Consider the following 23,601-nt stretch of genomic DNA (forward strand, 5'->3'; position numbering starts at 1 on the left):
ACATTCGCAAACAAGAGCAGGAAGATAAGCGAATCGAACAACTGAAATTCCGCCTTTAGGCGGTTCTTAAAGCCGCTTTGAGCGGCTCACAAACTCAAGCCCCCGGCTTTGCCGGGGGTCATGACTCGAGGGTGCGCCGGTACCGTTTGAGTCCGAGAATCACCACAACGAGCCAGAAGAGAAGGATGGGCCAGACGATGTGGCGAGGCGTTCGGCAAGGCCAAGGAGGTCCGAAGCCAACGCCGGCGTCATCTCGCAGGTGGCTATAGAATAGGGTTCTGGCATAGGCGACGAACCATGAGCCTGTCACGTTAAGAATGGCTGTTTGTAATCGTTCCGTCACATGCCCTTGGTACCATGCTTAATCAATAAATTGTAAGGAGGACAGTATGTTCAAGAACCTGCTGATGATTGGGGCCGTCTGCCTTTTCATGATATCGACCACGGCTCAGGCCGAAACGCTCGGGGGCCTCGCTTTTTCTGATACGACGCCCCATGCTGCAGCCATGAGGCCCAAGGATGATTTCACCATTGTCGGCACCGAAGATTTGATGGGCATGAAGGCAATCAACAAGGATGGTACCGTGCGGGCCATTGTCGAGATTCCGACAGGCACCTCGGCCAAATGGGAGGTCAGCAAGGACGACCCCAAGGCCATCTATTGGGAATTCAAGAAGAGCAAGCCACGTGTGGTGAATTATCTTGGCTATCCTGGTAATTATGGCGCCATTCCGGGGACCGCCCTACCCAAGGAATTGGGCGGTGACGGCGACCCGCTGGATGTGATCGTGCTGGGTCAGGCCGTGCCACGTGGCACGGTTATCGATGTTCGCGTGATCGGTGTTCTGAAGATGCTCGACGACGGCGAACAGGATGACAAGCTGATCGCGGTGCTGACCAAGGATTCGCCCTTTGCCCATGTTGAAAGCATGACGCAGCTTGACGCGGAATACCCAGGCGTCAGCAAGATAATCGACTTATGGTTTGCCAGCTACAAGGGACCGGATGGCGGCATGGAGGGGCTGGGATTTGAAGATGCCGCCGCGGCACGCGCCGTGCTTGATGCTGCCGCCGCCAACTTCGAGGCTGCACGCTGATTTCCTGTGGCTTGCACAGGCAAGGAATCGGTCGGAGAACTGGCCGGTGAGGAATCCAGAAAGGGACTGGCCGCGTATCAAAGCAAGCGCAATGAGGATGCTATCCAGGGCCAGGCAATGTTGGCGAAATAGCTCTCCACATAGTCCTGGACCTGTTGGTCGGGGGCTCTGAACAGCCGAGCAGATCGACTGGCAGCAGAAATGCGCGGAGAATGAACAATCGGTTCATTGCTGCATTGTTCGCCAGGTTCGGTGAAAAACAAAGGATGGGGAAAGTGGGCGGACGCCCGCCCGCGGGATCAGCTGAAGTAGCGGTTCTTGTCTTCGCGTTCCTTGGCCGTGTCGAAGTCGATATTGATGCTCGCGCGGGTGGTGGTGCGTCGTTTTGAGCCGCGTACCATCAGGACGAAGGCGACGAGGGCGCCGCCGCAGAGGAGGAGTGTGGTCATGGCGAGAGTGTTCATAAGGGGGTGCTTTTATCCGAATCGGATGAGGGCGGCAAGCATTATCGGACCGCGCAAGCCGCCTCACGGAGCCCGGAGCGGCGGCTTGGACCGCATCAGACCATGTACTTCACCTGGTAGCCGCAGGTGGGGTAGGCCCACACTGTGTCCCTGAGTCTCGACAGAGGGATTTCATTGCGGATCGCCAAGGCGAAGAGGTTGATCATTTCTTCGGCATTGTGCCCGAGGATGTGGGCTCCGAGGATGCGGTCGCCAGATTCGTCGATGAGCACCCGCGCCCTGGCGTATGATTGGTTGAGCCGTTTCCAGGAAAAGGCGGCGGATAGATCGGTTTCCCTGACGGTAAAGGAGAGTCCGCGCTCCCGCGCCTCTTCCTCGAGCAACCCCACCCCGGCCAGGGGGGGCAGCGTAAAGCAGACGCTGGGGATGCCCGAGTAGTTTACAGTGGCAGATGAAGGGTTCAGGATGTTCGCTACAGCCGTCTGTCCCTGGATGGTTGCCACCGGGGTCAGCGCCGCTCCCTGGTCGGCCACATCGCCCACGGCGTAAACATGGGGGTTGGACACGCTCTGCATCCGGTTGTTGACCGCAATGCCGAGAGGTCCGAACTCCACTCCGGCGGCGTCCAGATTGAGCCTGTCTATCGCCGGACGGCGGCCTGTACAGTTGAAGGCCATGTCAGCGTCGAAATCAATGGGGACGTTGTTTCCGGCCCGAACCCGCCAGCCTTCGCCGATCCGCTCCACGGACCGGACCGGCGCATCCAGCCGTACATCAATGCCAATGTCCCTGGACGCCCGGATCAAGTCGTCGGCAAGCATCGGGTCGAACCGGCGAAGCACCCGGTCGCTACGATTGAGGAGCGTTACCTCGGACCCGGCGTGGTGGGCGATATGAGCCAGTTCGAAGGCGATAAAGCCGCCGCCGATGAACAAGGCACGGCGCGGCAGGGATTCCATGCTTAGGAAGTCATCGCTCACGGGCATGGCCTCGGCACCGGGCACGGGCAGAGGGCTTGGTTCAAGCCCGACGCAGACGCAGATGACCTTTGCGGTCAGTCGGTTGTCCTGCACCTCGACCACATGCGGATCGACGAATGCGGCTCGGCCAAGAAAGGTGTCGATGCCCTTGTCAGCATACGCGGCCCGTGCCCTTTCCGGCACCGGGTCCACGAAGGACCGGGTGAAGCGCATCAGTGCAGACCAGTCGATGGCCATCGAGCCGGTCAGGCCGGTGCCCAGCATGCTGCCGGCCATATGCGCGGCCTCAGCGCCGGCCAGCAATACTTTCTTGGGATTGCAGCCGCGCAGGGGACACACCCCTCCAAAGGCATCGGCCTCAATCATGGCCACCCGTCTGCCTGCATCGGCCAGAGGCGCGGCCACTGCCCCTCCTGCCGGGCCGCCGCCCAGGACGATCACATCGTATTCTTTCATTTTTTTCCTCGCGAGTGTTGTTGCCATTCAGGACAGCCTACACCATGACGGGGAAAAAATCTCACTGATGTCCGAAAAAAGAGTGGAGAGATTCCCTGTTTCCGGTCCATTGCGGCTTTCTCATTTCCCCCGAAGCGCCACAAAAAATTCATAGGCGTAGTATTCGGAATACTTCCTATGTAGTTCGGGTTCTTGTGCCAGCTACGCGAGTACGGCAAGGGCTTCATTGTCATCTGCATATTTGCTGCGGAGTTTTTCGATGCCGGTTTCCATCGGCGTGTAGAAGTCGGTCCACCATGCCTTGTCCGGCAGGGTGAAGTGGCCGATGAGCGAAAACCCATGATTCCTGATCGCCGCCAGGATGTCAGGAATCCGGCCCATGGTCGGGTAGTCCATCTCGAAGCCCTCCTTGATCTCGGCGGGTGGGGCATCCTTGCGCCAGACGGCATCGGTGAAGGCGAGGTAGCCGCCGACTCGCAGTAATCGCCTGCATAAGGCCAGGGCGTTGTTCATGCCGATATTATACAGGGCGCCTTCGGACCATATGAGGTCGAAACTCGCGGGAGGAAACCCTGGATCGGCCATGTTACCCACCACAGGGCGGATTCTTTCGGCAAGTCCGCGCTCGGCGACAGCGGCGTGCAGCCGGTCTATGCTGGGAGCATGGCTGTCCATGGCCACGATGTTGCCTGCCGTGAGTTCCGCGAGATGTTGCGTCTGTCCTCCGACACCGCAGCCGAGGTCGAGGATCGCCGCCCCGGGCGGCAGGTCGCGGCATAAGGCAATGGCTTTGGCGGCGCAATCGCGGTTGCCCGGTCCCTGTCTGGGGAGGGACTCGTATAGCTCGAAAAAGATGGCCCGGAAATGTGACGAGGGTTCGCTCATGTCAGGTGTCTCTTTCGGAGATAGGCCGCAGTCCGAGAAACAGTTCGTGCCCGGACTCGGTGTGGGAGCTGTGCTCAAAGGGGACGGCGAGGGGTTTAAAACCTGCGGCGGCGATCAGGTTCAGCCATACGGCTCTTGAGAACAGGCCCATGATGTGGCGGTCGTGGATGACTTCAACGGCCCCGGACTCGTCGCGCAAGAGGAAGGCCATGTCGGTCACGTACATTTCCTTTCCTGTGTCGGGGAGCCATCGCCATTCAAAGTAACGCAGGGCGCGTCCTTCGCCATCGCTGCCGCCGTTTGCAGTGCCCGGCTCGAAGGTTTCGGAGACGTAATCCGGGTGAAACATCGCCACCCCGCCCGGGGCGGTGTGGGCGAAGGCTGTGGCGATGGCGTCGGCGAGATCGGCTCGCGTGGTCATGTAGCTTACCGCATCATGCACAAGGACGTTATCATAGATGCGCCCGAGCCGGATGGACCGCATGTCGCCCCGAACATGCTCGCATTCCGGGTTCAGACGGCGACTCAACGCGAGCATGGCCGGTTCCCGGTCGACCAGAGTGCAGGTCAGAGTCGTCTTCAGGTAGGCGGCATTGTGGCCACCGCCGCTGCCGAGATCAAGCAGGTCCCGGGGCAGACGCTGGCAATGGGTCTCAAACAGGCGTCGATAGAAGGCGGCTTCTTCAGCGTAATCCTCAACCGGCGTCAGGAGTTGGTACCAGTCCGTCAAGTCGCAGTAGAGCTTGATCTTCTGAAAAGGGAGGTTCTTGCGAATATCTAACATGTCCACCTGTTGGAATTCCCGATTTACCAATCTTGAATCAAGGCGTTCCCCCGCCTGGAACGGTTGTTCGCGTTCATTCCTGCTTCCCTCGCGTGGGCTAATGCTTTAGTGTGCATTCTATCATAAAACGAGGATAAGAACCAGCCCATGGCGGGAAGCCCTTGCCAAAAAGAATCATGGGCAAGCGATGGGTGGCTTGTTCCTCCGGGCCTGGAGGAAAAACGGAAAAGGGCCGATACGGTTTTAACTGAAGTCGAGAGGAGGGGGCCCATTGAACCTTCAATGCCACGGAATGACGTAGAGGCTGGATGTTATTGTAAACAAAAAACAGGCGATATATCAGCTTTGGTGTTGTGTCAGGCTGGAGAATCACTCAGGATAGGTGATGCATCTTTCGATTTTCACAGGTCTCATGGTCAAAAATACAACCTGGCGGACTGATGCCTTTGTGGTGAGTCTATCAGGCGATAGGTGTTTTGATAACAAGAAAGGCAAATAGTATGGATAAGATGCTCAACGTAAATGAACACAAGGTTGCCTTCGACAGGCTTTATTCTAAATTTTCTGAGGGAGACAACGGCTTGCGATTTCCCTTGGTCGACATTGGAAACCACACGAGGTTTACTGGAGATCATAAAACAAAAGTTGATTACACTACATATATGTATCGTCGTTTTTCTGCACATATTTTGACGATGCTGGAATTGGAAGATGGATTGGACATTCTTTCACTGGGTTGCGGCATGGGAAGTGACGAAAAAAATATTCATAACCTGTTCCAGAATTCCCGCCTATGGAGTACGGATATTTCTTCTGAAATGGTTCACCGGGCCATTGCCAGTCAGATACCTAGCAACTGCTCGGTTGCCATGGCTGAGGCGCTTCCTTTTCCTGACTCCTGCTTTGACCGGATTGTTTCGCGTGAAGTTATTGAGCATGTTCTAGATCCGTCCGCCATGATCAAAGAAGTCGCAAGGGTCCTCAAGCCAGGGGGCCTGGCTGTTATCACAACTGAAAACGAAGGCTCTTTATTTCTCCTTAACAGGCTCATCCAAGAAGGACGGGAAAGGTTTGGACGTTGGATCAACAGTCCTCTCCCCGCAGCTCCCAACCTCTACAAGGATGAGGCCCCGATGCCTGAAGAATTGAAGGCTATGGCAGAAGAAGTTGGCTTAGTGCCGTGTCAGATAATTTTCGACGGTGCTTTGTATAAATCTATATATAGATTTATTGATAGATTTCCTGGTCTCAACGTAGTTCCTATGGCCCACAGAATCTCCTCATTGGAAAATGGCCCCTGGGCATGTTGGTTTTGTGATCAATATAAAATCGTCCTTCGCAAGCCCGCATCTGATGAAAAAACTCATGAAGCCGCGTATTGTGTCCCCGGCGGGGGCAATATGCTTACATACGAAGGCGACAGCTTGGTTGACCATCAATCCGGACAAAAATTTTCAATCGAAGATGGGATTCCAGTCTTTATCGAGAAGGAAAAAGATTGCGATGGGGGTGTTTCTTCTGCCCCGCCTGCTCCGAGCGTTCGCAATAGAAAGGGCGTTTTGATGTGTGCAGGCGTTGGGCTTGATCGTTTTTTTGTTCGTAATTACCCAATCATGCTGGTAGCTATTGGCTGGCTTGCTGCATGGCTCCATCCAAGCAACCGTAAGACAGTTTCAAGACATTTGAAAAGTACCGATCTAGGAAAATATGTTAAGCTAAGCCTCCTGCATAATTCTGATTAGCTGGCCCTGATTTATGTCAGGCGAGACCTCTGCGCATTATCTTTTCGCGTCGTATCTGGCGTTCCGCATTCAATTTGATGCAGTGACCCGGCCCCGCGTTTTCTGATGGTCGCCATGCTCCACCTCCTGGTGACGCATTGGAGCAAATTTGGAGCAAAAAAGAAAGGGTTCACGAGTGTGAATCTCGTGAACCCTTGATTTCCTTGGCTCCCCAGCACGGACTTGAACCGCGAACCTAGTGATTAACAGTCACCCGCTCTGCCGATTGAGCTACTGGGGAGCATTTGCCGTTGAGGCGAAAGAGTGTTTAAACAAAACCCCCGGCAGGGTCAAGGGGAAAAAATCAGATTTTCAACTTTTGTCCGGCATGATTATGTCAGGGTTAAGAGGTTCATTTTCTTGACGGGAACTGATATTTGGCTTACGGAATCAACGTCTCTTGTTTTTTTCTAGACTTTGCAGGGGACAGGGAAAACAACATTGTCAAACGATACGAAAATTAATAAGAAAATCAAGCTGGCGACCAAGTCGGCTCACGCCGAGCGTTTTGTGTCCATGCTTACCGCCCTTGATGCCAGGGACGAACTGAACTCGGTCATCAAGACCCGCGTTGAGAAGGCATGTCAGCTTTTGGATGAGAATATCCATCTGTATCCCAACGACTTTAAACGCGATACGGAAATTGAAAGCCTCTGGGCCCGTTTCGCCGAAGTGGACGCCGAGACTCTGGAAGCGGCTGACCACGATTTCGCCCTGGCTGGACGGGTGGTGTCATACCGCTCTTTCGGCAAGGTGACGTTTTTCCATTTGCAGGATCGGGGCGGCCGCATCCAGGTCTACGCAGCCCGGGACGATCTGGGCACTGAGCAGTATCAGCTCTTCAAGAAAACCGACATCGGCGATATTGTCGGTATCCGGGGATCTCTCTTCCGAACCAAGACCGGAGAACTGACCGTCATGACCCGGCAGTTCAAGCTGATCACCAAGTCCATGCGTCCGCTGCCGGACAAGTATCACGGCCTCAAGGATGTGGAGACCCGATACCGGCAGCGTTACGTGGACCTTATCGTCACGCCACGGACCAAGGAAATATTCATGGCCCGCACGGCCGTGGTGCGCGAGTTGCGCCGTTTTCTGGATGAGAAGGGCTTCATGGAGGTGGAAACTCCCATGATGCAGGCCATTCCCGGTGGGGCAACGGCCAAACCCTTCGAGACCCATCACAATGCCCTGGACATGAAGCTCTACATGCGCATCGCGCCGGAGCTGTACCTCAAGCGGCTTCTGGTGGGCGGGTTCGAAAAGGTCTACGAGATCAACCGCAACTTCCGCAACGAAGGCATCTCGACACAGCACAATCCCGAGTTCACGATGCTTGAATTCTACTGTGCCTACGCCAACTTCGAGGATCTGATGGACCTGACCGAGGAGATGTTCTCCCGGATCGCGCAAAAGGTCACAGGCTCAACGATTGTGCCGTATCAGGGCGAGATGATCGATCTTTCTGTCGGGGCATGGACCAGGATGTCATTTCACGATTCGCTGGAGAAAATCGGCGGTCTATCGCGTGAAGTGTTTGCCGACTATGAGCAGTGCAAGGCCCTGGTCAAGGCCAGGGGGGAGAAGGTGGCCGAGGGGGAGAAGCTTGGTAAGCTTCAGGCCAAGCTCTTTGATATTCTGGTGGAGCCCCGTTTGGTTCAGCCCCATTTCATTTATCATTACCCAACGGACATCTCGCCCCTTTCCCGCCGCAACGAGGAGAATCCGGACATCACCGACCGATTCGAACTGTTCATGACCGGCCGGGAGATGGCCAACGCCTTTTCCGAGCTCAACGATCCCGTGGATCAGCGGGGACGGTTCGAAGAGCAGGTGCGCGAGAAGGAGGCGGGCGATGAAGAGGCGCATTTCATGGACGATGATTACGTTCGTGCTCTGGAATACGGCATGCCCCCCGCCGCTGGACAGGGGGTCGGCATCGACAGGCTGGTCATGCTTCTGACCGACAGCGCCTCTATTCGTGAGGTCATCTTGTTTCCGTTGTTGCGGCCGGAGGTTGGGTAAGGCCCCATGCGTCACATGACACGAGTGAGCCTATGAGATTCGAGACGTTTGTCGCGCTGAGATATCTGTTCGCCCTGCGCAGGCAGGCGTTTATATCCATCATTTCGCTTTTTGCCGTTTTCGGAGTGGCCATCGGGGTCGGTGCGCTCATCGTGGTCATTGGTGTGATGAACGGTTTTTCGACCGACCTGCGCGACAAGATTCTTGGCGTGAACGCCCACATCCTCGTCTCCTCCCTGCGGGGAGGCATCAAGGATTACCGCGAGATGGCCCATCAGGCCACCCAGGTTCCGGGCGTAATCGGCGTCACTCCCTTTGTGTATTCCGAGGTCATGCTCTCTACTCGCAACGGGGTCAAGGGCGTGGTTCTGCGCGGCATCGACCCTGACACTTCGGACTCGGTGCTCAGCCTTTCAAAAGACATGATCAGCGGCGGCATAGCCAATCTTGACGATTCGGCCGAGGTGCCGGGCATCATCATCGGTTCGGAGCTGGCCAACAGGCTCGGGCTGGCCCAGGGCTCGGAGGTGCATCTGCTGTCTCCTTCGGGCAGGGCCGGTGCGGCGGGTTTCACACCCAAGGTCAGGCCCTTTGTGGTGGCCGGAATCTTCAGGACAGGGATGTTCGAGTACGACTCGTCCCTTGGGTACGTGACCATTCCCGCAGCGCGCCAATTGCTCGGCTTCAAGGACGATGTGGTCTCGGGGCTCGAGGTCAGCGTCAACGATGTTTACAACGTGGAGACCGTCTCCGCGTTACTGCGCGACCGCATCGGGTCTTTTACGGTTCATGTGCGCCACTGGCAGGAGATGAACGCCAATCTCTTCGCCGCCCTGGAGCTGGAGAAGACCGCCATGTTCATCATTCTGGCCATGATCGTTCTCGTCGGTTCCTTCAGCATTGTCACGACATTGGTCATGCTGGTGATTCAGAAAACCAAGGATATTGCGGTGCTGATGTCTCTCGGCGCAGATGTTTCCAGCATCAGGCGCATTTTCATGCTGCAGGGGACGTTCATCGGACTGGCAGGAACGGTACTCGGCTTTCTCATTGGTGTGCCGGTGAGCATGTTGCTCAAGGAGTACCAGTTCATCAAGCTGCCGAGCAATGTCTACCCCGTGGACTATCTGCCGGTTCGGCTTGAGGCGCTTGACCTCGCGGCCATCGGTCTGGCGGCGTTCCTTTTGTGTTTTCTGGCGACCATTTACCCGGCGAGACGGGCTGCCGCCCTGAACCCGAGCGATGCCTTGCGTTATGAGTAAAGAGGCTATATACCGATTGATTGCCGTGGATAAGGAATTTGAAGGGCCTTCGGAAACGGTGAAAGTGCTCAAGAATGTCGACCTGAACATCGCCCAGGGAGAATCCTTGGCCATTCTCGGGTCGTCTGGCTCGGGAAAGACCACTCTTTTGCACCTTCTCGGAACGCTGGACACGGCAACCTCGGGCAAGATATTTCTCGACGACGTTGATCTTAGCACTCTGGGTGGCAGACAGCGTGCGCGGCTGCGTAACCGCGACATTGGGTTCGTGTTTCAGTTCCACCATCTGCTTCCGGAGTTCACGACCCTCGAGAATGTGGCCATGCCTGCCTTCATCGCGGGCAAGGGGCGGAGCGAGGGTATCAGGATGGCGGCCGAGACCTTGGAAATGGTCGGTCTCGGACACCGGGCGCAGCATAAGGTGACGACCCTGTCGGGAGGCGAGCGCCAGCGGGCGGCCATTGCCAGGGCGATTCTCCTTAAGCCGAGCGTATTGCTGGCTGACGAGCCCACTGGCAACCTTGACGAGGAGAACGGCTCCAGGATCGGGGAGCTTCTCGTTGCATTGAATGAAGAGTTGGGTATGACTTTTGTTGTCGTGACGCATAACCCGGCCCTGGCCGGGATGATGCACAGGCGGCTGGAATTGCGCTCAGGAGAATTGTATGCTCATTAGTCGCGCTCGCATGATGGCGATCCTGGTCTTGGTTACACTTTTGCTCGTCCACGCTGGCATTGCTCGTGCGCAGAGTGTCGCCGGGGATGTCAGGGTCGCTGTTTTGCCTTTTGTCATCAACGCAGGTGACGAGTTCTCCTATCTCAAGGACAGTCTGCCGGAACTCCTGGCTGATCGATTGCGCGATGTGGGTTTCGATGTGGTGGCTGGAACTGAGGTCAGGAACGTACTTCATGACAAGAATATCACCTCGGTGACAACAACCACGGCACGTGAGGTGGCCATGCTTACCGGGGCTGGTTTCGCGGTCTTCGGCGCCATGAACCAGATCGGAAATGCCATTTCGCTGGATTCACGGCTCGTGGATGCCTACGGCAGTGATGGCGGAAAATCGATCTCCGTGACCAAGGACGGGCTCATCAATTTGTTGCCGGCCGTTGACGATCTGGTGGCTCGTATGCGGGTGGACCTGCTCAAGCTCGAAGTTGTTGCCGAGGTGGACGTCGAGGGAACCAAGGTGCTGGACAAGGACGTGGTTCTCATGCGCCTCACCATCCAAAGAGGCGACATGCTCACGGCGAAGGCCGCCAACACTGCGTTGAAGAATATTTATGATCTCGGATATTTCGATGATGTCAGAGTGCGCATCGATGATGTGCCCGAGGGCAAGCGCGTGGTTTTTGTCGTTGTGGAGAAGCCGCGCATCCAGGCATTGGGCGTCCGTGGTTCAGACGCTATCAAGTCCGGGGACATTCTGGAAGCCGTGTCCACCAAGAAGGGGGGCCTGGTCAACCCCAAGGTGCTGGCCGACGACATCCGCGTCATTCGGGAAATGTACCGCAAGGACGGCTACTACAAGGCCAAGGTGTCCCATGAAATCGAGGACGCCGGGAGCGGCGTCGCCCGCCTGACGTTCGTCGTGGACGAAGGCCCCAAGCTGTACATCACCGATGTGGTCATCGACGGGGCCAAGCAGCTCGATCCCTCTGACATCAAGGGGGTGTTGGCTCTCAAGGAGCGCGGAATGTTCTCCTGGATAACCAATACCGGCGTGCTCAAGGAAGAACTTTTGGACCGCGATGCCGCCGCCATTGAGGCGTATTACAACAGCAAGGGCTTTATCGAGGTCCGTGTGGGCAGGCCCGAGGTGGACATCAAGGATAACGGCATCACCGTCACCTATCAGGTTTGGGAAGGCAATCGCTACAAGATGGGCGATACCATCTTCAAGGGGGATCTCATTGAGGACCCGAGCAAGCTCGCTGAAATTACCGACATCGGCAAACTCAAGGACAAAGATGAATACTTCGATCGTTCCCTGCTCAAGGGAGATGTCGATAAGCTGACGACGTATTACAATGATTACGGATATGCCTATACGGATGTGAAGGTGAACCTCAGGGACAATCCCGAAACCCAGATTGTCGATGTGGTCTACACCATCTCCAAACATCAGCGGGTGCATATCCGCCGTGTGCTCATTGAAGGCAATACCGTCACCCGTGATAACGTCATACTGCGTGACATGCGGCTTGCCGATGGCGACATGTTCAGCGGCGAGAAGCTCAAGCGCTCCCACGAGCGACTGACCAATCTCGGATATTTCGAGAGAGTGGATATTTCGCCGGTTCCCACGGGTAACCCGGAAGAGATGGACCTTGTCGTCAAGGTCAAGGACAAACCCACTGGTCGTATCGGCGGCGGTATCGGCTATTCCACCTATGACAATGTTTACCTCGCGGCCCAGGTTTCCGAGTCAAACCTCTTCGGCAAGGGATACCTGCTTTCCCTCAACGGCGCATTCAGTGGCCGGAAGACCGTCTATACCTTGACCTTCCGCAATCCCAATCTCAATGATTCCGAGGTGGGCATGACTCTTGAGGCCCACAAACGCGACGAGGAATACAACACCTACACCAAGCGTTCGGTGGGAGGTGTCGCAAGTTTCGACTATCCCATCGGCGAATACACCACAGTGGCTTGGGACTATACAGCAGAGTATTATGTGCTGTCAGACATCAGCAGCGATGCGTCCCAGTCGGTCAGGGACGACGAGGGTTCTCATTTCCTCAGCAAGCTGGGTGTCGGCATCAGCCGCGATACACGTGACAATTTCATGTTCACCACCAGCGGCACGGTCACGACTCTCGGCGTAGCCTATGGCGGAGGGCCTCTCGGTGGAACAGATGATTTTGTCAAATATACCGGGTCTTTCCAGTGGTACACTCCGGCTCTGGAAGAGGTCGTGTTCTTCTCCAAGGTATGGGGCGGCTACCTGCACCGGAATTTCGGCAACTCCGAAGTGCCGACGGACCAACGGTTCGAGCTTGGCGGCGTGGGTTCTGTTCGCGGTTATTCTTCCTATGCCATCTCGCCCCTTGACGGGAAGGACGGCGAAGAGGGCGGCAACAAGGCGTTCTATGTGAATTTTGAGCTGAGGCGGCAATTGAGCAAGGAGTACGGTATCGGCTCTCTGCTTTTCTTTGATGCAGGCAACTCGTGGAAGGAGAGCGAGATGTTCTTTTCCTCGCCTGTTCGCAAGGGCACGGCTCCAACGCTGGGGCTCTACAAGAGTGTCGGCGCGGGTATCAACTGGTATTCGCCCATGGGGCCGATCGGCATTGTCTACGGGTACGGGCTGGACCGCCTTGGCGGCACTGGACGTCATAAGATCGAAATGCTAATGGGGCAACAATTCTAGACAGCGCATTATTGCAAGGAGTCATCATATGAAAAAGGTTTTGTTTTTGGCCATTGCCTGTGTCCTTCTCTTTCACTCGGCGGCGTTCGCCGAGACCAAAATCGGCGTGTTCAACATGCAGGCGGTGATGGTCAATTGCGACTACGGTAAGGCCGTGGCTGCAAAATTGAAGGCGCAATTCGAGCCCCTTGAAAAGAGCCTTGAGAAAGAGGCCCAAGACATCCAGAGGCTCGAAGACGAACTGCGCAATCAGGACATGGCTCTTAAGTTGGATGCCAAGCAGGACAAGCAGCGCGAGTTTCGCCGCATCACCCGCGACTATCAGGACAGTGTGGCCGCGTATCGCCAGAAGATGCAGGCTGCACAGCAGGAACTCGGCCAGCCAGTGCTCGAGAAAATCATCAAAGTCATGGCTGAATACGCGAGGGCCAACAATTACACCGCCATTTTTGAAATGGGCTCCAGCGGCGTTTCCTATGTCGCCGAAGGCGTTGACATCACCGACAACCTCGTCGAAGAGCTCAATAAGCTGAAAAAAGCCGGAAAATAATCACGATGAAGATCAAGTTGTCGGCCCTTGCCGAAAAACTTGGCCTTGACCACACCGGGGACGATATGGAGATTGCCGGGGTGAATACCCTGGAAAAGGCGGGACCCGACGAAATCTCCTTTCTCGTCAACCCCAAGTACGCGCATTTGCTGGATTCGACCCGGGCCGGATGTGTTCTCACCTCCGGCCCGTATGCCGATCGGGTTGCCCGTGCGCTGGTCAGCGCCAACGTCTACATGGACTTGGCCAAGGTGGTGAATGTCTTTGCTGTTCCCCAGGGATGCCTGTCCGGTGGCAGCGAGTTTGCCTTTATTCATCACGAGGCCCGTGTCGATGCTTCGGCCACTGTCTATCCCTTCGCCTTTATCGGGGCCGGGGCCATTGTCGGTGCCAACAGCATCATTTTTCCCGGCTGTTATGTGGGGGAGAACAGTGTTATCGGCTCCGATTGCCAGCTCTATCCCAATGCCGTGGTCATGGGCGGAGTGATCCTTGGCGACAATGTTATCCTCCAGCCTGGGGCGGTGGTCGGCGGGGATGGCTATGGGTACGCCCAAACACCTCTTGGACACATGAAAATCCCCCAGATCGGCATCGTGGAGGTTGAAGACAATGTTGAGATAGGTGCCAACTCGACCATTGACAGGGCTGCACTGGACACCACGCGTATCGGCCGGGGTACAAAGATTGATAACCTCGTGCAGATCGGACACAACGTGCAGGTGGGGCAGAACTGCCTGATCATCGGCCAAGTTGGCATCGGGGGCAGCTCCCGTGTGGGCGACAACGTCATCCTTGCAGGACAGGTGGGCGTTGCCGACAATGCGGACATAGGCGACGGAGCCATGATCGGGGCGCAGAGCGGTGTTTCCGGCAAGATCGAAGGGGGCAGCAGGTTGGCCGGGAGCCCGGTAATGCCTGCCACCACCTTCCTCAGGGCCGCTGGTTCGTGCATGCCCAGGCTGCCGGAACTCTTTCGACGCGTGAAGGCTCTGGAAAAGGAACTCAAGGCGGTCAGGAAGGCCGCCCCAAAGGGGAGCGACCATGAGCAGCAGTGAACACCTTCTGGACATCAGGCAGATAATGCAGATGCTGCCTCACCGCTACCCTTTCCTCCTGGTGGATCGGGTTTTGGAGTTCGAGCCCGGCGTCAGGCTCAAGGCGTACAAGAATGTCAGCATGAACGAGGCTTTTTTTCAGGGACATTTCCCTGGACTTCCGGTGATGCCCGGTGTGCTTATCCTTGAGGCTCTGGCCCAGGCTGGCGGTGTCTTCGTCATGAGTACAGTGCGTGAACCCCTTGAGGACAAGGTGTTCCTTTTCACTGGCCTGAACAAGGTCAAGTTCCGCAAGCCGGTGGTTCCCGGTGACAGGCTGATGCTCAACGTCACCTATGAAAAGCACAAGATGAATATCTGGCGCATGCAGGGCGTAGCCGAGGTGGATGGTCATGTAGTGGCCCAAGGCGAGTTTTCTGCCGCTGTGGCCAAGAAAGGGGATATGTAGTGGCAACAGAGATTCATTCCACCGCGGTCATCGACCCGTCTGCCCAGCTCGGCGTTGATGTTCATATCGGTCCATTTGTTGTGGTCGGTGCCGAGGCGAGAGTCGGTGACGGTTCGCTTCTTGAATCCCATGTGGTGATCAAGTCGTTCACCGAACTTGGCAGCGGCAATCATGTCCACCCCCATGCAGTCATTGGCGGTGAGCCTCAACACACGGCCTACAAGGGCGAGAAGACCTATACCCGAATTGGTGACAACAACAGGATTCGCGAATGCGTCACCATCCACCGGGGTACGGTCCAAGGCGAAGGCGAGACTCGCATCGGGTCCAACTGCATGTTCATGGCCTATGCACACATCGCGCACGACTGCGTCATCGGCGACAACGTCATCATGGCCAATGCCGTAAATCTGGCCGGGCATGTCGTGTTGGGCCGCAACGTGATCATCAGCGGTCTCTCCGCAGTACAGCAATTCATCCGTATAGGTGAGTACGCCTTTTTGGGCGGCGCCAGCGGATACAAGCTCGACGTGCCTCCTTTCATGCTGGCCCATGGCGTTCGCGGTATGCTCTTTGGACCCAATCTCATCGGTCTGCGCCGCAACGGCTTTGATGCGGCAGCCTGCAAAGGATTGAAGAAGGCATACAAGATCATATTCCGATCGGGTCTCACCCGTGAACAGGGGCTGGCCCAGGTGGAGCGCGAGATTGTCGGCATTCCCCAGGTGGACCGGCTGGTGGCCTTCATCCGCGAGAGCAAGAATGGTGTGACCCCTGACCACAAACAGCGCAACTGCCACGAGGAGCCGTAAGCCGTCGCCATGAGCGAAGCCATTTCCACCATCGGATTGATTGCCGGCGGGCGTCAGTTTCCCTTGCTGGTGGCCCAGGGTGTCAAGGCGCATGGGTGTCGTTTGGTGGTGGCCGGATTCACCGGCCATACCAATATGGAGGTGGCCGCCCATGCGGATGTCTGGCGCGAACTCAAGCTTGGAAAACTCGGAAAGCTCATCGACTATTTCCGCGAGCACGGGGTGCAGCGGGTAATCATGGCCGGAACCATCGACAAGCCCAAGGTCATGGACATTCGCCATCTGGATATGCGCGCGGTGAAGCTTCTCTTCAGTCAGAAGGGCAAGGGCGATTCGGCCATTCTTGGCGCATTGGCTCGAGAACTGGAGCGCGAAGGAATGCCCGTGATTCCTGCCCATGAATATCTGCCGGATTTGCTCACCCCCACAGGGGTCATGACCCGGCGCGAACCAGACGGAAGGGAGTGGGAAGATCTGCGCTTTGGATGGCGGATCGCCAAGGAACTCGGCCGGATGGATATAGGCCAGTGCCTCGTGCTTCGCGAGGGGATCATCTCTGCCGTCGAAGCGCTGGAGGGCACGGATCAAGCCATTGCCCGGGGGTGCGCCTTGGGCGGTCCCGGGTGCGTGATCGTCAAGATATTCAAACCCGGCCAGCAGGAACAGGTGGATCTGCCCAGCCTCGGTCTCGACACCGTTCGCATCATGGCCGAGGGAAGCGCTTCCTGCCTTGGTATTGAAGGGGGCAAAAGTCTTTTTTTCGACCGTGAAGCGGCGGTGGCCCTGGCCGACAAGGCCGGAATCGCCATAGTCGGACTCTCCTCGGATCAATTCCACGAATGATTTGATCGTTCTTCCACAAGGCGGTGGGGAGGGCGATGATGGTCCTTTCCAGTCCGCGTTTCGCTTCCATGAACCACGTCAAGAGATTTGACCGCCTTGGTCGGTCTGCCGGAAAGGGCAATGCCCCCCGGCCGATCAGATATCGGGATTTCTTGCAATGACCGGCATGTTGTGCCATTTTTTCTCCTCAACGTGTTGGAATCATGAGCATCGAATTCCAGACCGTCTGGATGTCGGGACCGTGATCGCAGTACCGGAAATGGACGATGAATACAGCGACAGCATGCCTTGAGTGCTTCGGGCGCATGGCGCAACGCGAGGCGCGGCTAGCTCTGCCGGATGATGAGGCGGGCCGCCGACGTATCGCCGAGGCGTGGGAGGATCGACTGGCCGGGCTGGATCTGAACGTGCCGCCGCCGGTCATTGCCAGACATCTGGCGGACACCGTGGCCGAGGTCGTGGTTGAACTGGGCGGTTGTCCGGCGGATTACTATCTCGACGACAAACGCAGGGATAACCAGGCCGCGTTACGGCTGCTGCCCGGTCTTCAGGCGCGTCTCGACGCCGAGGCAGCGAAACCGGGCGGCCATCCGCTTGCCCTGGCACTGGAACTGGCCATTATCGGCAATTGCATGGACCGGGGCGTTGACCTCAATCTCGATTGGGAGTCGGAATTGGATGCGTTGGACCGATGCGTCGATCCCGCCATTCTCGCCCGGTTCAGTGCCGAGACCCTTACGGGAGCCAGGGTGATGGTGCTTGGCGACAACGCGGGAGAAATTGTCCTGGACACGCTGTTGGTTCGGCAACTGCTTGCCCGAGGCTGCGACGTGACCTATGCGGTGCGCTCGCGACCCATCCTCAACGATGCGACACTGGACGATGCGGCAGAGGTTGGCATGACCCGTCTGTGCCGGGTGACGGAAAGCGGCGTGGATACGCCGGGCACAGTGCTCGACAGGTGCTCGCCTGGATTTCTCCGGCTTTTGCGTGATGCCGATGTCGTTTTGTCCAAGGGGCAGGGTAACTTCGAGGCGCTTCAGGGCTCCATGGATGGCGTCTACTGCGCCTTTAAGGTCAAATGCGAACGGGTTGCGGCGGAAACCGGGCTGCGGCTCGGCGCTTCCGCATTGATTCGTCTTGAGGGCGCTGACCGCCGCGGTGTTGCCGGAAGGTGGCGTTCATGATCGGTCGTGTCGGCAAAGTGGTCCTCGAGGCGGTGGTCGCCTGCGTCATCGTTGTGGCTGCCGTACTCCTTTGGGCTTCGTTCTATGTGGACAGCGAGGAGTTTCGTCTTCGTTTCACCTCCATGGCAGAGGGGGTTCTGGGGCGGCCCGTGCACCTTGAGGGCGGGTTGGATATCGCCCTGTATCCCATGCCTTCGCTTGAGGTCCGGGGGTTGATCGTGGAGGACGCTGCCGAGTACGGTGCCACTCCTCTGGCCGAGATAGACATCGTGCATGTCATCGTCCGTCTGATGCCGCTTATTTCCGGAAGCGTGGAGATCGAGTCCATCGTGGCCCGGGGGGTGCGGGTCAATGTTGTCCGTCCGGAACAAGGAACATTCAACTGGCTGGCGCTGTTGGAAGATATGGGGCGCCGGGAAGGATCCGGGACGGCCTCATTCCGGGTCGATACCGTTTCTCTGAGCGGTCTTGAGATTTCTGATGCTTCCATAGTCTATCGGGATCATCAGGGCGGTGTGCATTTCGACCTGGGGGGGATCGACCTGCGCACAGGCGGGATTCGCTCCGGTCAGCGTGTTCCCTTTGTGGCCGACAGTGATTTTTCGTGGGGCCATGAGGGGGTGCAGTCAAAACTGACCATTCAGGGCATGGTGAGGATGGACGAGGATTGGTCCGGGTTCGCGCTGGAGGAGGCGAGCCTGTCCGCCTCGATAGGCGGCCGCTTCCTGCCTCGGGGCGCTTCTCCTGCAGAGTTGACGGCCCGGTTGACGGCGGACTGGGACAAAGGAGTGGTGGCGCTTGAGGGCATTCGTGGCCGCTTCCTCGGACTCATGGTCGAAGGGAGTCTGCACAGCACAGATCTCGGTCGTTCGCTGGGAGCCTCCGGTACCGTCACCTTGCATCCGTTCTCCCCGGCCAAGGTTATCACCAGGTATGCGCCCGGGATTCCGGTTTCCAAGGTTGATGGGTTGGAGCGTAGCACCTTTTCCACGGCCCTTAATGTGGACGCCAATGGCTTGTTTTTTTCCGGCATGACCCTGACCCTGGATGACCAGACTCTGCGCGGCGATCTGTCTTTGAGGGATTTCAACACCCCGGTCTGGACCTTTGATTTGCGGGGCGACGCCTTTGACCTGGACCGCTATCTGCCTTTGATCATGACCGACGAGCCCTTTATCTGGGCTGATTATCCCTTGGGTTTTGCACGGGATCTTCGTGGCAAGGGAACACTTTCCATGGACAGTTTCAGGCTGTTTGAGACGACCAGCACCGACGTGAGGCTGGCTGTCGACGCCCAAGGCGGAGCTATTGAAGCAGAGGCCTCGGCTGTTGTCCCGGACGGGGTGCATCTTAAGACCGGAGCGCATTTTGCCCTGGGACGCGACGAGGCAAGCGGCAACCCAACGCTGGCCCTGCGCGGCGAGCTTCGGGCCGAGTTGCTTCCTGTGGGGTTCGCTCCTTTTGCCACCGGGGCGCTGCGGTTGATCGGGCCGTCCACTCTTGTTGCGCGTGTGGAGACGAGTTCTCTGGTCTGCCCGCCTGATGTCCGGTCTATCGGCATACTCCGTGCCCTGTCCGGAGAGGTTGAACTGAGCTTGGGCAGAGGGAGAGTGGGGATTGCGGGTCGGGACGGCGGCATCGTGTATCGCGAGGTAGCCAGGGCCGTTGCCTCGTCGGTGTTCAAGTCACGTGGAGGCACATCGGGCGACAAGTACGATTTTTCCGTGTCGACCAGCGTGGATGCCAGGGGAGCGGTCCAGGGCGAATCGCTGATATGGACCATGGCCGGACCGCTTGCGCTGGGGATTGACGCTCCCTTTGTCGCAGGCAAGGGTCTGAGCACAAGCGGACAGGTGTCCGGCCCGATCTTTCTTGGTCGGGAAGGCGCTTTGACTCTGGCCGGTGAGCTGGCCTTTGACACCCGTTCGCACACCGCCTCGCTGGTCAAGGGAGTGCTGACGACACTGGGTGCTGATCTTCTGGGCGAGGTTCATGTCACCAACATGGATACGCGATTCAATGCCGCGGGCCAGTTTTCGCTGCCCCGGCTTGATCCCAGAAGGAGTATCGGCGAACTGGGCGGCGGCCATATCGCCACCAAAGACCCCGAGGCCCTGGGCTCGGCCAGCCTTGCCTGCCGCTTCACCCTTGATGCCGATGGTTTCATTCTTGACGATGTGATTGCCGAACTCGATGGGATGCCCATCAGTGGCCGTGTGGTCGGTACGGGCCTGTCAAGCCCCATGCTCGCCTTTGATTTTGACGCCGGAGCGTTGGATATTGACCGCTATTTGCCGCCATCTCCCACCGAGGAGGAGCGACAGGCAGGCAGGGCGCCCCGGAACCCTCCGGTGGATCTGCCTTTGAACTTTCTGCGCGGTTTGCGCCTCGACGGCCAGGGCCGATTCCAGGAGTTCAAGTTAGGCAAGATTCGAGCGCGGGATTTTTCGGCCAAAGTCCATGCTGACAAGGGGATCATCCATGTGGGCGATGTCAAGGGCACGGTCCACGAGGGAACCTTGACCGGAGAGCTTGCCGGTCAGGTCGTCAAGGATTCCCTGGTCCTCAAGATGCGTCTGGGGGTCACTCAGATGCAGGCCGGTCTTCTTTTGGAGGATGTGGCGGGCAGGGACTATGTGCGCGGTGCCACCCAAGTGTCTTTTGACCTCGAAAGCTCCGGCCGCACGGATGACGACATCCTGGCCAACCTGAACGGCTCGGCACAGGTGCAGATTCGCAACGGGTCTTTCAAATTCACCGGGTACGAAGTCAAATCTTCAACCGAGCCGGATCGCTCCATAGGACAGATAGCCGATGATCCAAGAACACGGCGAACCTCGTTTTGGAAGGCTTACGGCGAGTTCGCGGTTCAGCAGGGCGTTTTCACGGCCAACACATTCCGGGTGGAGGCGCCTCCTGTGCTGCAATGCTACGGTACTGGCTGGTTCAGCCTGCCCGATGACACCATCAATTTGGCCATACGCAATGATTTCGTGGTGGTGCCGAGCCTGACCATAGAGTTGGTCGGCAAGCTTTCCAACCCGGAAGTCAGGATTCCCAAGGATAGGATCCTCAACGACACGGTGCGCAACATTCTGAGTCTGCCGGAAAGATCCTTCAATTTTCTGCGCGATCTGTTCAAATGACACATGCCGGGTTGCCTGGGGAGGGCAAAGCCGGGTATGGTCGTCTTGCCCGGGCGATCTTGTGACCGGGTGATCGCGAGCACCACACGGAGCGGCCATGACCAAGGAAGATCTCGAACGAAAGGCCAGGGAATTCAAACGCCATTTTTCCGAAGGCATCTGGACGAGTAACGACCAGGATACCCCGTTGCCGGTGCGGTTGTGGCGATCGATTTCGCGTTTGCTCTATCTCGTCGGTTTCGGATTCATCAAGGACCAGTGCCTTATCCGGGCAGCCGCCCTGACCTTTACCACCATCCTGTCCATCGTGCCGTTCCTGGCCGTGGCTTTTTCCATTTCAAAGGGGTTCGGGCTTCAGAACACGGAATTCATTCGCACCCTGATTCTCAAATTGACCACGGGCCGGGCCGAGGTGGCCGACAGGATCATTGAATACATCGACCGTACAAATGTTCAGGCCCTGGGTTGGGTGGGCGTGGCCACGTTGCTCTTTACCGTGCTCTCCCTGGTGGGCACCATCGAGAAGGCGTTCAACACCATCTGGAGTGTGACCAAGGGGCGATCCACGTGGCGCAAGGTTGCCGATTTTTTCCCGATAATCCTCATATGTCCGATGGTGTTGCTCATAGCCTCAAGCTTCAACCTAAGCCTGCAACAGCAGCAGATCGTCACTGGCTTGCTCAGTGTCGAGGCCATCGGCCTGCTTGAGGCGGCGTTTATCAAGGCCACGCCCTATGCACTCATCGCCATGGCCTTTTCCTTCATGTACGCCTTCATTCCCCACACCAAGGTGCATCTCGGAGCTGCAATTCTGGGCGGTGTGGTGGGCGGGGTGCTGTGGCAGACCGCCCAATGGTTCTATATCCACTGGCAGATCGGGGCGGCCAAGTACAACGCCATCTATGGCAGCTTTGCCCAGCTGCCGCTCCTGCTCATGTGGATATACATCAGCTGGCTTGTGGTGCTTCTCGGTTGCGAGGTCAGTTACGCCTGGCAGAACCTCAACTCATTTGTCAGGCAGCGCTATTTCGGCAAGGCCACGCCCTTTGAGCGGCAAAAGATTGCGGTGCTGATGATGAGCCTGCTGGCCAAACGCTTTCACGACGGCAGACCGCTGCCTTCGGTGGAGGAGATTTCCGAAGGAATCATGGCCCCGGCCACGCTGGTTTCCGACATATTCCAGGTATTGCAACGGGCGGGATACACGGTGCTGACCGACGAGCATGACCGGGAGGTCTATGCCCCGGTGCGTTCCCTCGACGAGGTCCGGGTGCTTGACGTGGTCAGGGCCGTGAACATGGACGCGGCCAACCGGGTCTTCCGCGATTTCGCCGAGAAGTTCGGCTTCATCGATGAGCTGTTCAAAAAACTGGGCCAGGACGCCATGAGCAGTCAGGCCAACATGACCCTGCTCGAATGCGCCAGTCACTATCCCGACCCCGCTCCCGCGTCGGCACGGCCTGTGGTGGCCGATCAGCACGAGCCCAGCGGGGGCGAGGTGGTTGGGTAGTCGTGATCCAAGCGCGGGTTGTCGAAGCTCTGGCCCTTAGCGGCGGTCCTGGGTGCGATAGCCTGGCTTGTTTTTGAGAAAAATCAAACAATTCCGAGTCCCAATGCGATGGCAATGCCAAGCAGGAAAGCTCCTGTGATGACCTGGACGCTGTTCATGGTCATTTTGTGCAGGTAGCGTTTGCCCAGCAGCACTCCGGCAAAGGCGGCCACTGTCCCGGTGGCGATCAGGGGCCACTGAGCGGTGTCTGCAAGGCCCATTGTGCCGGCCGTCATGAAGGCTGCGGCATAGATGGTTATTCTGATCATATCCACCATGAATCCGATGACGGCGTTGGTTCCCACGAACGCCTGGGGTGAGATGCCGACCTTGGCAAGAAAGGCCGAGCGCAGAGCGCCCTGGTGTCCCGAGAATCCGCCAAAGAATCCTGAAAGAAGGCCCCCGAGAAAGAGGTATTTCCTGTCAAACTTCAGTCCGCGCAGAGAGGGCAGCAGCTCAAAAAGGGCAAAGGCGAGCATGAGCAGGGCTATGGAGAGCTTGATGGGCGTGACCACGGCCTCATGGGTGCCCAGGGAATAGCGGGCGATTTCGCCAAAATGCGCCACGTATCCGAGCAATGCCGCCCCGACAAAAGCCGCGAGGATGGCGGGAATACCGAACCGCATGACCAGGGACCTGTCCGCGTGTCTTCCGACCACGCCGATTTTGAAGGCGTTGTTGGCGCCGTGGACCATGGCCGTGGCGGCCACGGCGACCTCCAGAGGAAAAAAGAGCGAGTAGACCGGCAGCAGCAAGGTGCCCAGTCCGAAGCCGGAATAGAGGGTCAGTCCCGAGGCGGCGATGGAGGCCAGAAACACAACGAGATACGCGGTCATTGACGATTCCTTTTCTCCTTTCGGGGAGAGGTTGTGTCAACGCGATCAAACGAGATGTCGT

Annotated in this window: 19 protein-coding genes and 1 tRNA gene; 14 read left to right on the plus strand and 6 right to left on the minus strand. The window is 57.4% G+C overall.

What is annotated here, in order from left to right; genetic code table 11:
* Positions 1–389 precede the first annotated feature (389 nt).
* Positions 390–1,097, plus strand: a complete 708-nt coding sequence (locus GKC30_RS10710; protein WP_155934736.1) for an inorganic diphosphatase — start codon at positions 390–392, stop codon at positions 1,095–1,097.
* Positions 1,098–1,396: 299 nt separating this feature from the next.
* Here the strand turns inward: GKC30_RS10710 and GKC30_RS10715 are convergent, their stop codons facing one another.
* The 4 genes from GKC30_RS10715 to GKC30_RS10730 all read right to left on the minus strand — a co-directional run bounded on the left by GKC30_RS10715 (position 1,397) and on the right by GKC30_RS10730 (position 4,666).
* On the minus strand, positions 1,397–1,546 hold the full coding sequence (locus GKC30_RS10715) for a hypothetical protein (protein WP_155934737.1): 150 nt from the start codon (positions 1,544–1,546) through the stop codon (positions 1,397–1,399).
* 110 nt (positions 1,547–1,656) lie between these two features.
* Positions 1,657–2,997, minus strand: coding sequence for a dihydrolipoyl dehydrogenase family protein (locus GKC30_RS10720; protein ID WP_155934738.1), 1,341 nt, complete (start codon positions 2,995–2,997; stop codon positions 1,657–1,659).
* Between the two features lie 201 nt (positions 2,998–3,198).
* Positions 3,199–3,882: an SAM-dependent methyltransferase gene (locus GKC30_RS10725; RefSeq protein ID WP_196772859.1), complete on the minus strand. Its 684-nt coding sequence runs from the start codon at positions 3,880–3,882 to the stop codon at positions 3,199–3,201.
* A 1-nt stretch (position 3,883) separates the two neighbouring features.
* Positions 3,884–4,666, minus strand: coding sequence for a class I SAM-dependent methyltransferase (locus tag GKC30_RS10730; RefSeq protein ID WP_155934739.1), 783 nt, complete (start codon positions 4,664–4,666; stop codon positions 3,884–3,886).
* A 500-nt stretch (positions 4,667–5,166) separates the two neighbouring features.
* On the opposite strand from GKC30_RS10730, the gene GKC30_RS10735 reads away from it, so the two are divergent.
* A complete protein-coding gene (locus tag GKC30_RS10735; RefSeq protein WP_155934740.1) occupies positions 5,167–6,408 on the plus strand; it encodes a class I SAM-dependent methyltransferase in 1,242 nt (413 codons plus the stop codon).
* 204 nt (positions 6,409–6,612) lie between these two features.
* Here the strand turns inward: GKC30_RS10735 and GKC30_RS10740 are convergent.
* Positions 6,613–6,688, minus strand: a tRNA-Asn gene (locus GKC30_RS10740).
* Between the two features lie 275 nt (positions 6,689–6,963).
* Here GKC30_RS10740 and lysS point away from each other — a divergent pair.
* From lysS to GKC30_RS10800, 12 genes are all read left to right on the plus strand, one after another.
* Positions 6,964–8,472 (plus strand): lysine--tRNA ligase, encoded by a 1,509-nt coding sequence (lysS, locus tag GKC30_RS10745; protein WP_155934912.1) that lies wholly within the window; start codon positions 6,964–6,966, stop codon positions 8,470–8,472.
* Positions 8,473–8,504: 32 nt separating this feature from the next.
* Positions 8,505–9,734: a lipoprotein-releasing ABC transporter permease subunit gene (locus tag GKC30_RS10750; RefSeq protein ID WP_155934741.1), complete on the plus strand. Its 1,230-nt coding sequence runs from the start codon at positions 8,505–8,507 to the stop codon at positions 9,732–9,734.
* Positions 9,727–10,410 carry an ABC transporter ATP-binding protein gene (locus GKC30_RS10755; protein ID WP_155934742.1) on the plus strand — a complete coding sequence of 228 codons (684 nt, stop codon included), beginning with the start codon at positions 9,727–9,729 and terminating at the stop codon, positions 10,408–10,410. The genes GKC30_RS10750 and GKC30_RS10755 overlap by 8 nt, the downstream gene beginning before the upstream one ends.
* Positions 10,400–13,111: an outer membrane protein assembly factor BamA gene (gene bamA / locus GKC30_RS10760; RefSeq protein ID WP_155934743.1), complete on the plus strand. Its 2,712-nt coding sequence runs from the start codon at positions 10,400–10,402 to the stop codon at positions 13,109–13,111. Before GKC30_RS10755 ends, bamA begins: the two co-directional genes overlap by 11 nt.
* A gap of 28 nt (positions 13,112–13,139) precedes the next feature.
* Positions 13,140–13,661, plus strand: a complete 522-nt coding sequence (locus GKC30_RS10765; RefSeq protein WP_155934744.1) for an OmpH/Skp family outer membrane protein — start codon at positions 13,140–13,142, stop codon at positions 13,659–13,661.
* A gap of 5 nt (positions 13,662–13,666) precedes the next feature.
* Complete coding sequence (gene lpxD / locus GKC30_RS10770) at positions 13,667–14,719, plus strand: UDP-3-O-(3-hydroxymyristoyl)glucosamine N-acyltransferase (protein WP_155934745.1); 1,053 nt, start codon at positions 13,667–13,669, stop codon at positions 14,717–14,719.
* Complete coding sequence (fabZ, locus tag GKC30_RS10775; RefSeq protein WP_155934746.1) at positions 14,706–15,167, plus strand: 3-hydroxyacyl-ACP dehydratase FabZ; 462 nt, start codon at positions 14,706–14,708, stop codon at positions 15,165–15,167. Before lpxD ends, fabZ begins: the two co-directional genes overlap by 14 nt.
* A complete protein-coding gene (gene lpxA / locus GKC30_RS10780) occupies positions 15,167–15,979 on the plus strand; it encodes an acyl-ACP--UDP-N-acetylglucosamine O-acyltransferase (RefSeq protein ID WP_367614089.1) in 813 nt (270 codons plus the stop codon). Before fabZ ends, lpxA begins: the two co-directional genes overlap by 1 nt.
* Positions 15,980–15,988: 9 nt before the next feature.
* On the plus strand, positions 15,989–16,822 hold the full coding sequence (locus GKC30_RS10785; protein WP_155934747.1) for an LpxI family protein: 834 nt from the start codon (positions 15,989–15,991) through the stop codon (positions 16,820–16,822).
* Positions 16,823–17,088: 266 nt separating this feature from the next.
* The gene (locus GKC30_RS10790; RefSeq protein WP_155934748.1) at positions 17,089–18,009 is read left to right on the plus strand and encodes a damage-control phosphatase ARMT1 family protein; all 921 of its coding nucleotides are present in this window, start codon (positions 17,089–17,091) and stop codon (positions 18,007–18,009) included.
* Positions 18,006–21,155, plus strand: coding sequence for an AsmA family protein (locus tag GKC30_RS10795; protein ID WP_155934749.1), 3,150 nt, complete (start codon positions 18,006–18,008; stop codon positions 21,153–21,155). Before GKC30_RS10790 ends, GKC30_RS10795 begins: the two co-directional genes overlap by 4 nt.
* A gap of 97 nt (positions 21,156–21,252) precedes the next feature.
* Positions 21,253–22,665 (plus strand): YhjD/YihY/BrkB family envelope integrity protein, encoded by a 1,413-nt coding sequence (locus GKC30_RS10800; protein ID WP_155934750.1) that lies wholly within the window; start codon positions 21,253–21,255, stop codon positions 22,663–22,665.
* Between the two features lie 83 nt (positions 22,666–22,748).
* Here GKC30_RS10800 and GKC30_RS10805 read toward each other — a convergent pair whose 3' ends face one another.
* Positions 22,749–23,540: a TSUP family transporter gene (locus GKC30_RS10805; protein ID WP_155934751.1), complete on the minus strand. Its 792-nt coding sequence runs from the start codon at positions 23,538–23,540 to the stop codon at positions 22,749–22,751.
* Between the last annotated feature and the right edge of the window lie 61 nt (positions 23,541–23,601).

The sequence above is a fragment of the Pseudodesulfovibrio alkaliphilus genome (assembly GCF_009729555.1).
GTDB classification, from domain to species: Bacteria; Desulfobacterota; Desulfovibrionia; order Desulfovibrionales; family Desulfovibrionaceae; genus Pseudodesulfovibrio; species Pseudodesulfovibrio alkaliphilus.

Coding starts and splice junctions, on each gene's coding strand:
- fabZ (WP_155934746.1), top strand. CDS start 14,706: ATGAGCAGCAGTGAACACCTTCTGGACATCAGGCAGATAATGCAGATG.
- GKC30_RS10790 (WP_155934748.1), top strand. CDS start 17,089: ATGAATACAGCGACAGCATGCCTTGAGTGCTTCGGGCGCATGGCGCAA.
- GKC30_RS10725 (WP_196772859.1), bottom strand. CDS start 3,882: ATGAGCGAACCCTCGTCACATTTCCGGGCCATCTTTTTCGAGCTATAC.
- GKC30_RS10710 (WP_155934736.1), top strand. CDS start 390: ATGTTCAAGAACCTGCTGATGATTGGGGCCGTCTGCCTTTTCATGATA.
- GKC30_RS10765 (WP_155934744.1), top strand. CDS start 13,140: ATGAAAAAGGTTTTGTTTTTGGCCATTGCCTGTGTCCTTCTCTTTCAC.
- GKC30_RS10730 (WP_155934739.1), bottom strand. CDS start 4,666: ATGTTAGATATTCGCAAGAACCTCCCTTTTCAGAAGATCAAGCTCTAC.
- bamA (WP_155934743.1), top strand. CDS start 10,400: ATGCTCATTAGTCGCGCTCGCATGATGGCGATCCTGGTCTTGGTTACA.
- GKC30_RS10805 (WP_155934751.1), bottom strand. CDS start 23,540: ATGACCGCGTATCTCGTTGTGTTTCTGGCCTCCATCGCCGCCTCGGGA.
- GKC30_RS10735 (WP_155934740.1), top strand. CDS start 5,167: ATGGATAAGATGCTCAACGTAAATGAACACAAGGTTGCCTTCGACAGG.
- lysS (WP_155934912.1), top strand. CDS start 6,964: ATGCTTACCGCCCTTGATGCCAGGGACGAACTGAACTCGGTCATCAAG.
- GKC30_RS10755 (WP_155934742.1), top strand. CDS start 9,727: ATGAGTAAAGAGGCTATATACCGATTGATTGCCGTGGATAAGGAATTT.
- GKC30_RS10795 (WP_155934749.1), top strand. CDS start 18,006: ATGATCGGTCGTGTCGGCAAAGTGGTCCTCGAGGCGGTGGTCGCCTGC.
- GKC30_RS10800 (WP_155934750.1), top strand. CDS start 21,253: ATGACCAAGGAAGATCTCGAACGAAAGGCCAGGGAATTCAAACGCCAT.
- GKC30_RS10750 (WP_155934741.1), top strand. CDS start 8,505: ATGAGATTCGAGACGTTTGTCGCGCTGAGATATCTGTTCGCCCTGCGC.
- GKC30_RS10785 (WP_155934747.1), top strand. CDS start 15,989: ATGAGCGAAGCCATTTCCACCATCGGATTGATTGCCGGCGGGCGTCAG.
- GKC30_RS10720 (WP_155934738.1), bottom strand. CDS start 2,997: ATGAAAGAATACGATGTGATCGTCCTGGGCGGCGGCCCGGCAGGAGGG.
- lpxD (WP_155934745.1), top strand. CDS start 13,667: ATGAAGATCAAGTTGTCGGCCCTTGCCGAAAAACTTGGCCTTGACCAC.
- GKC30_RS10715 (WP_155934737.1), bottom strand. CDS start 1,546: ATGACCACACTCCTCCTCTGCGGCGGCGCCCTCGTCGCCTTCGTCCTG.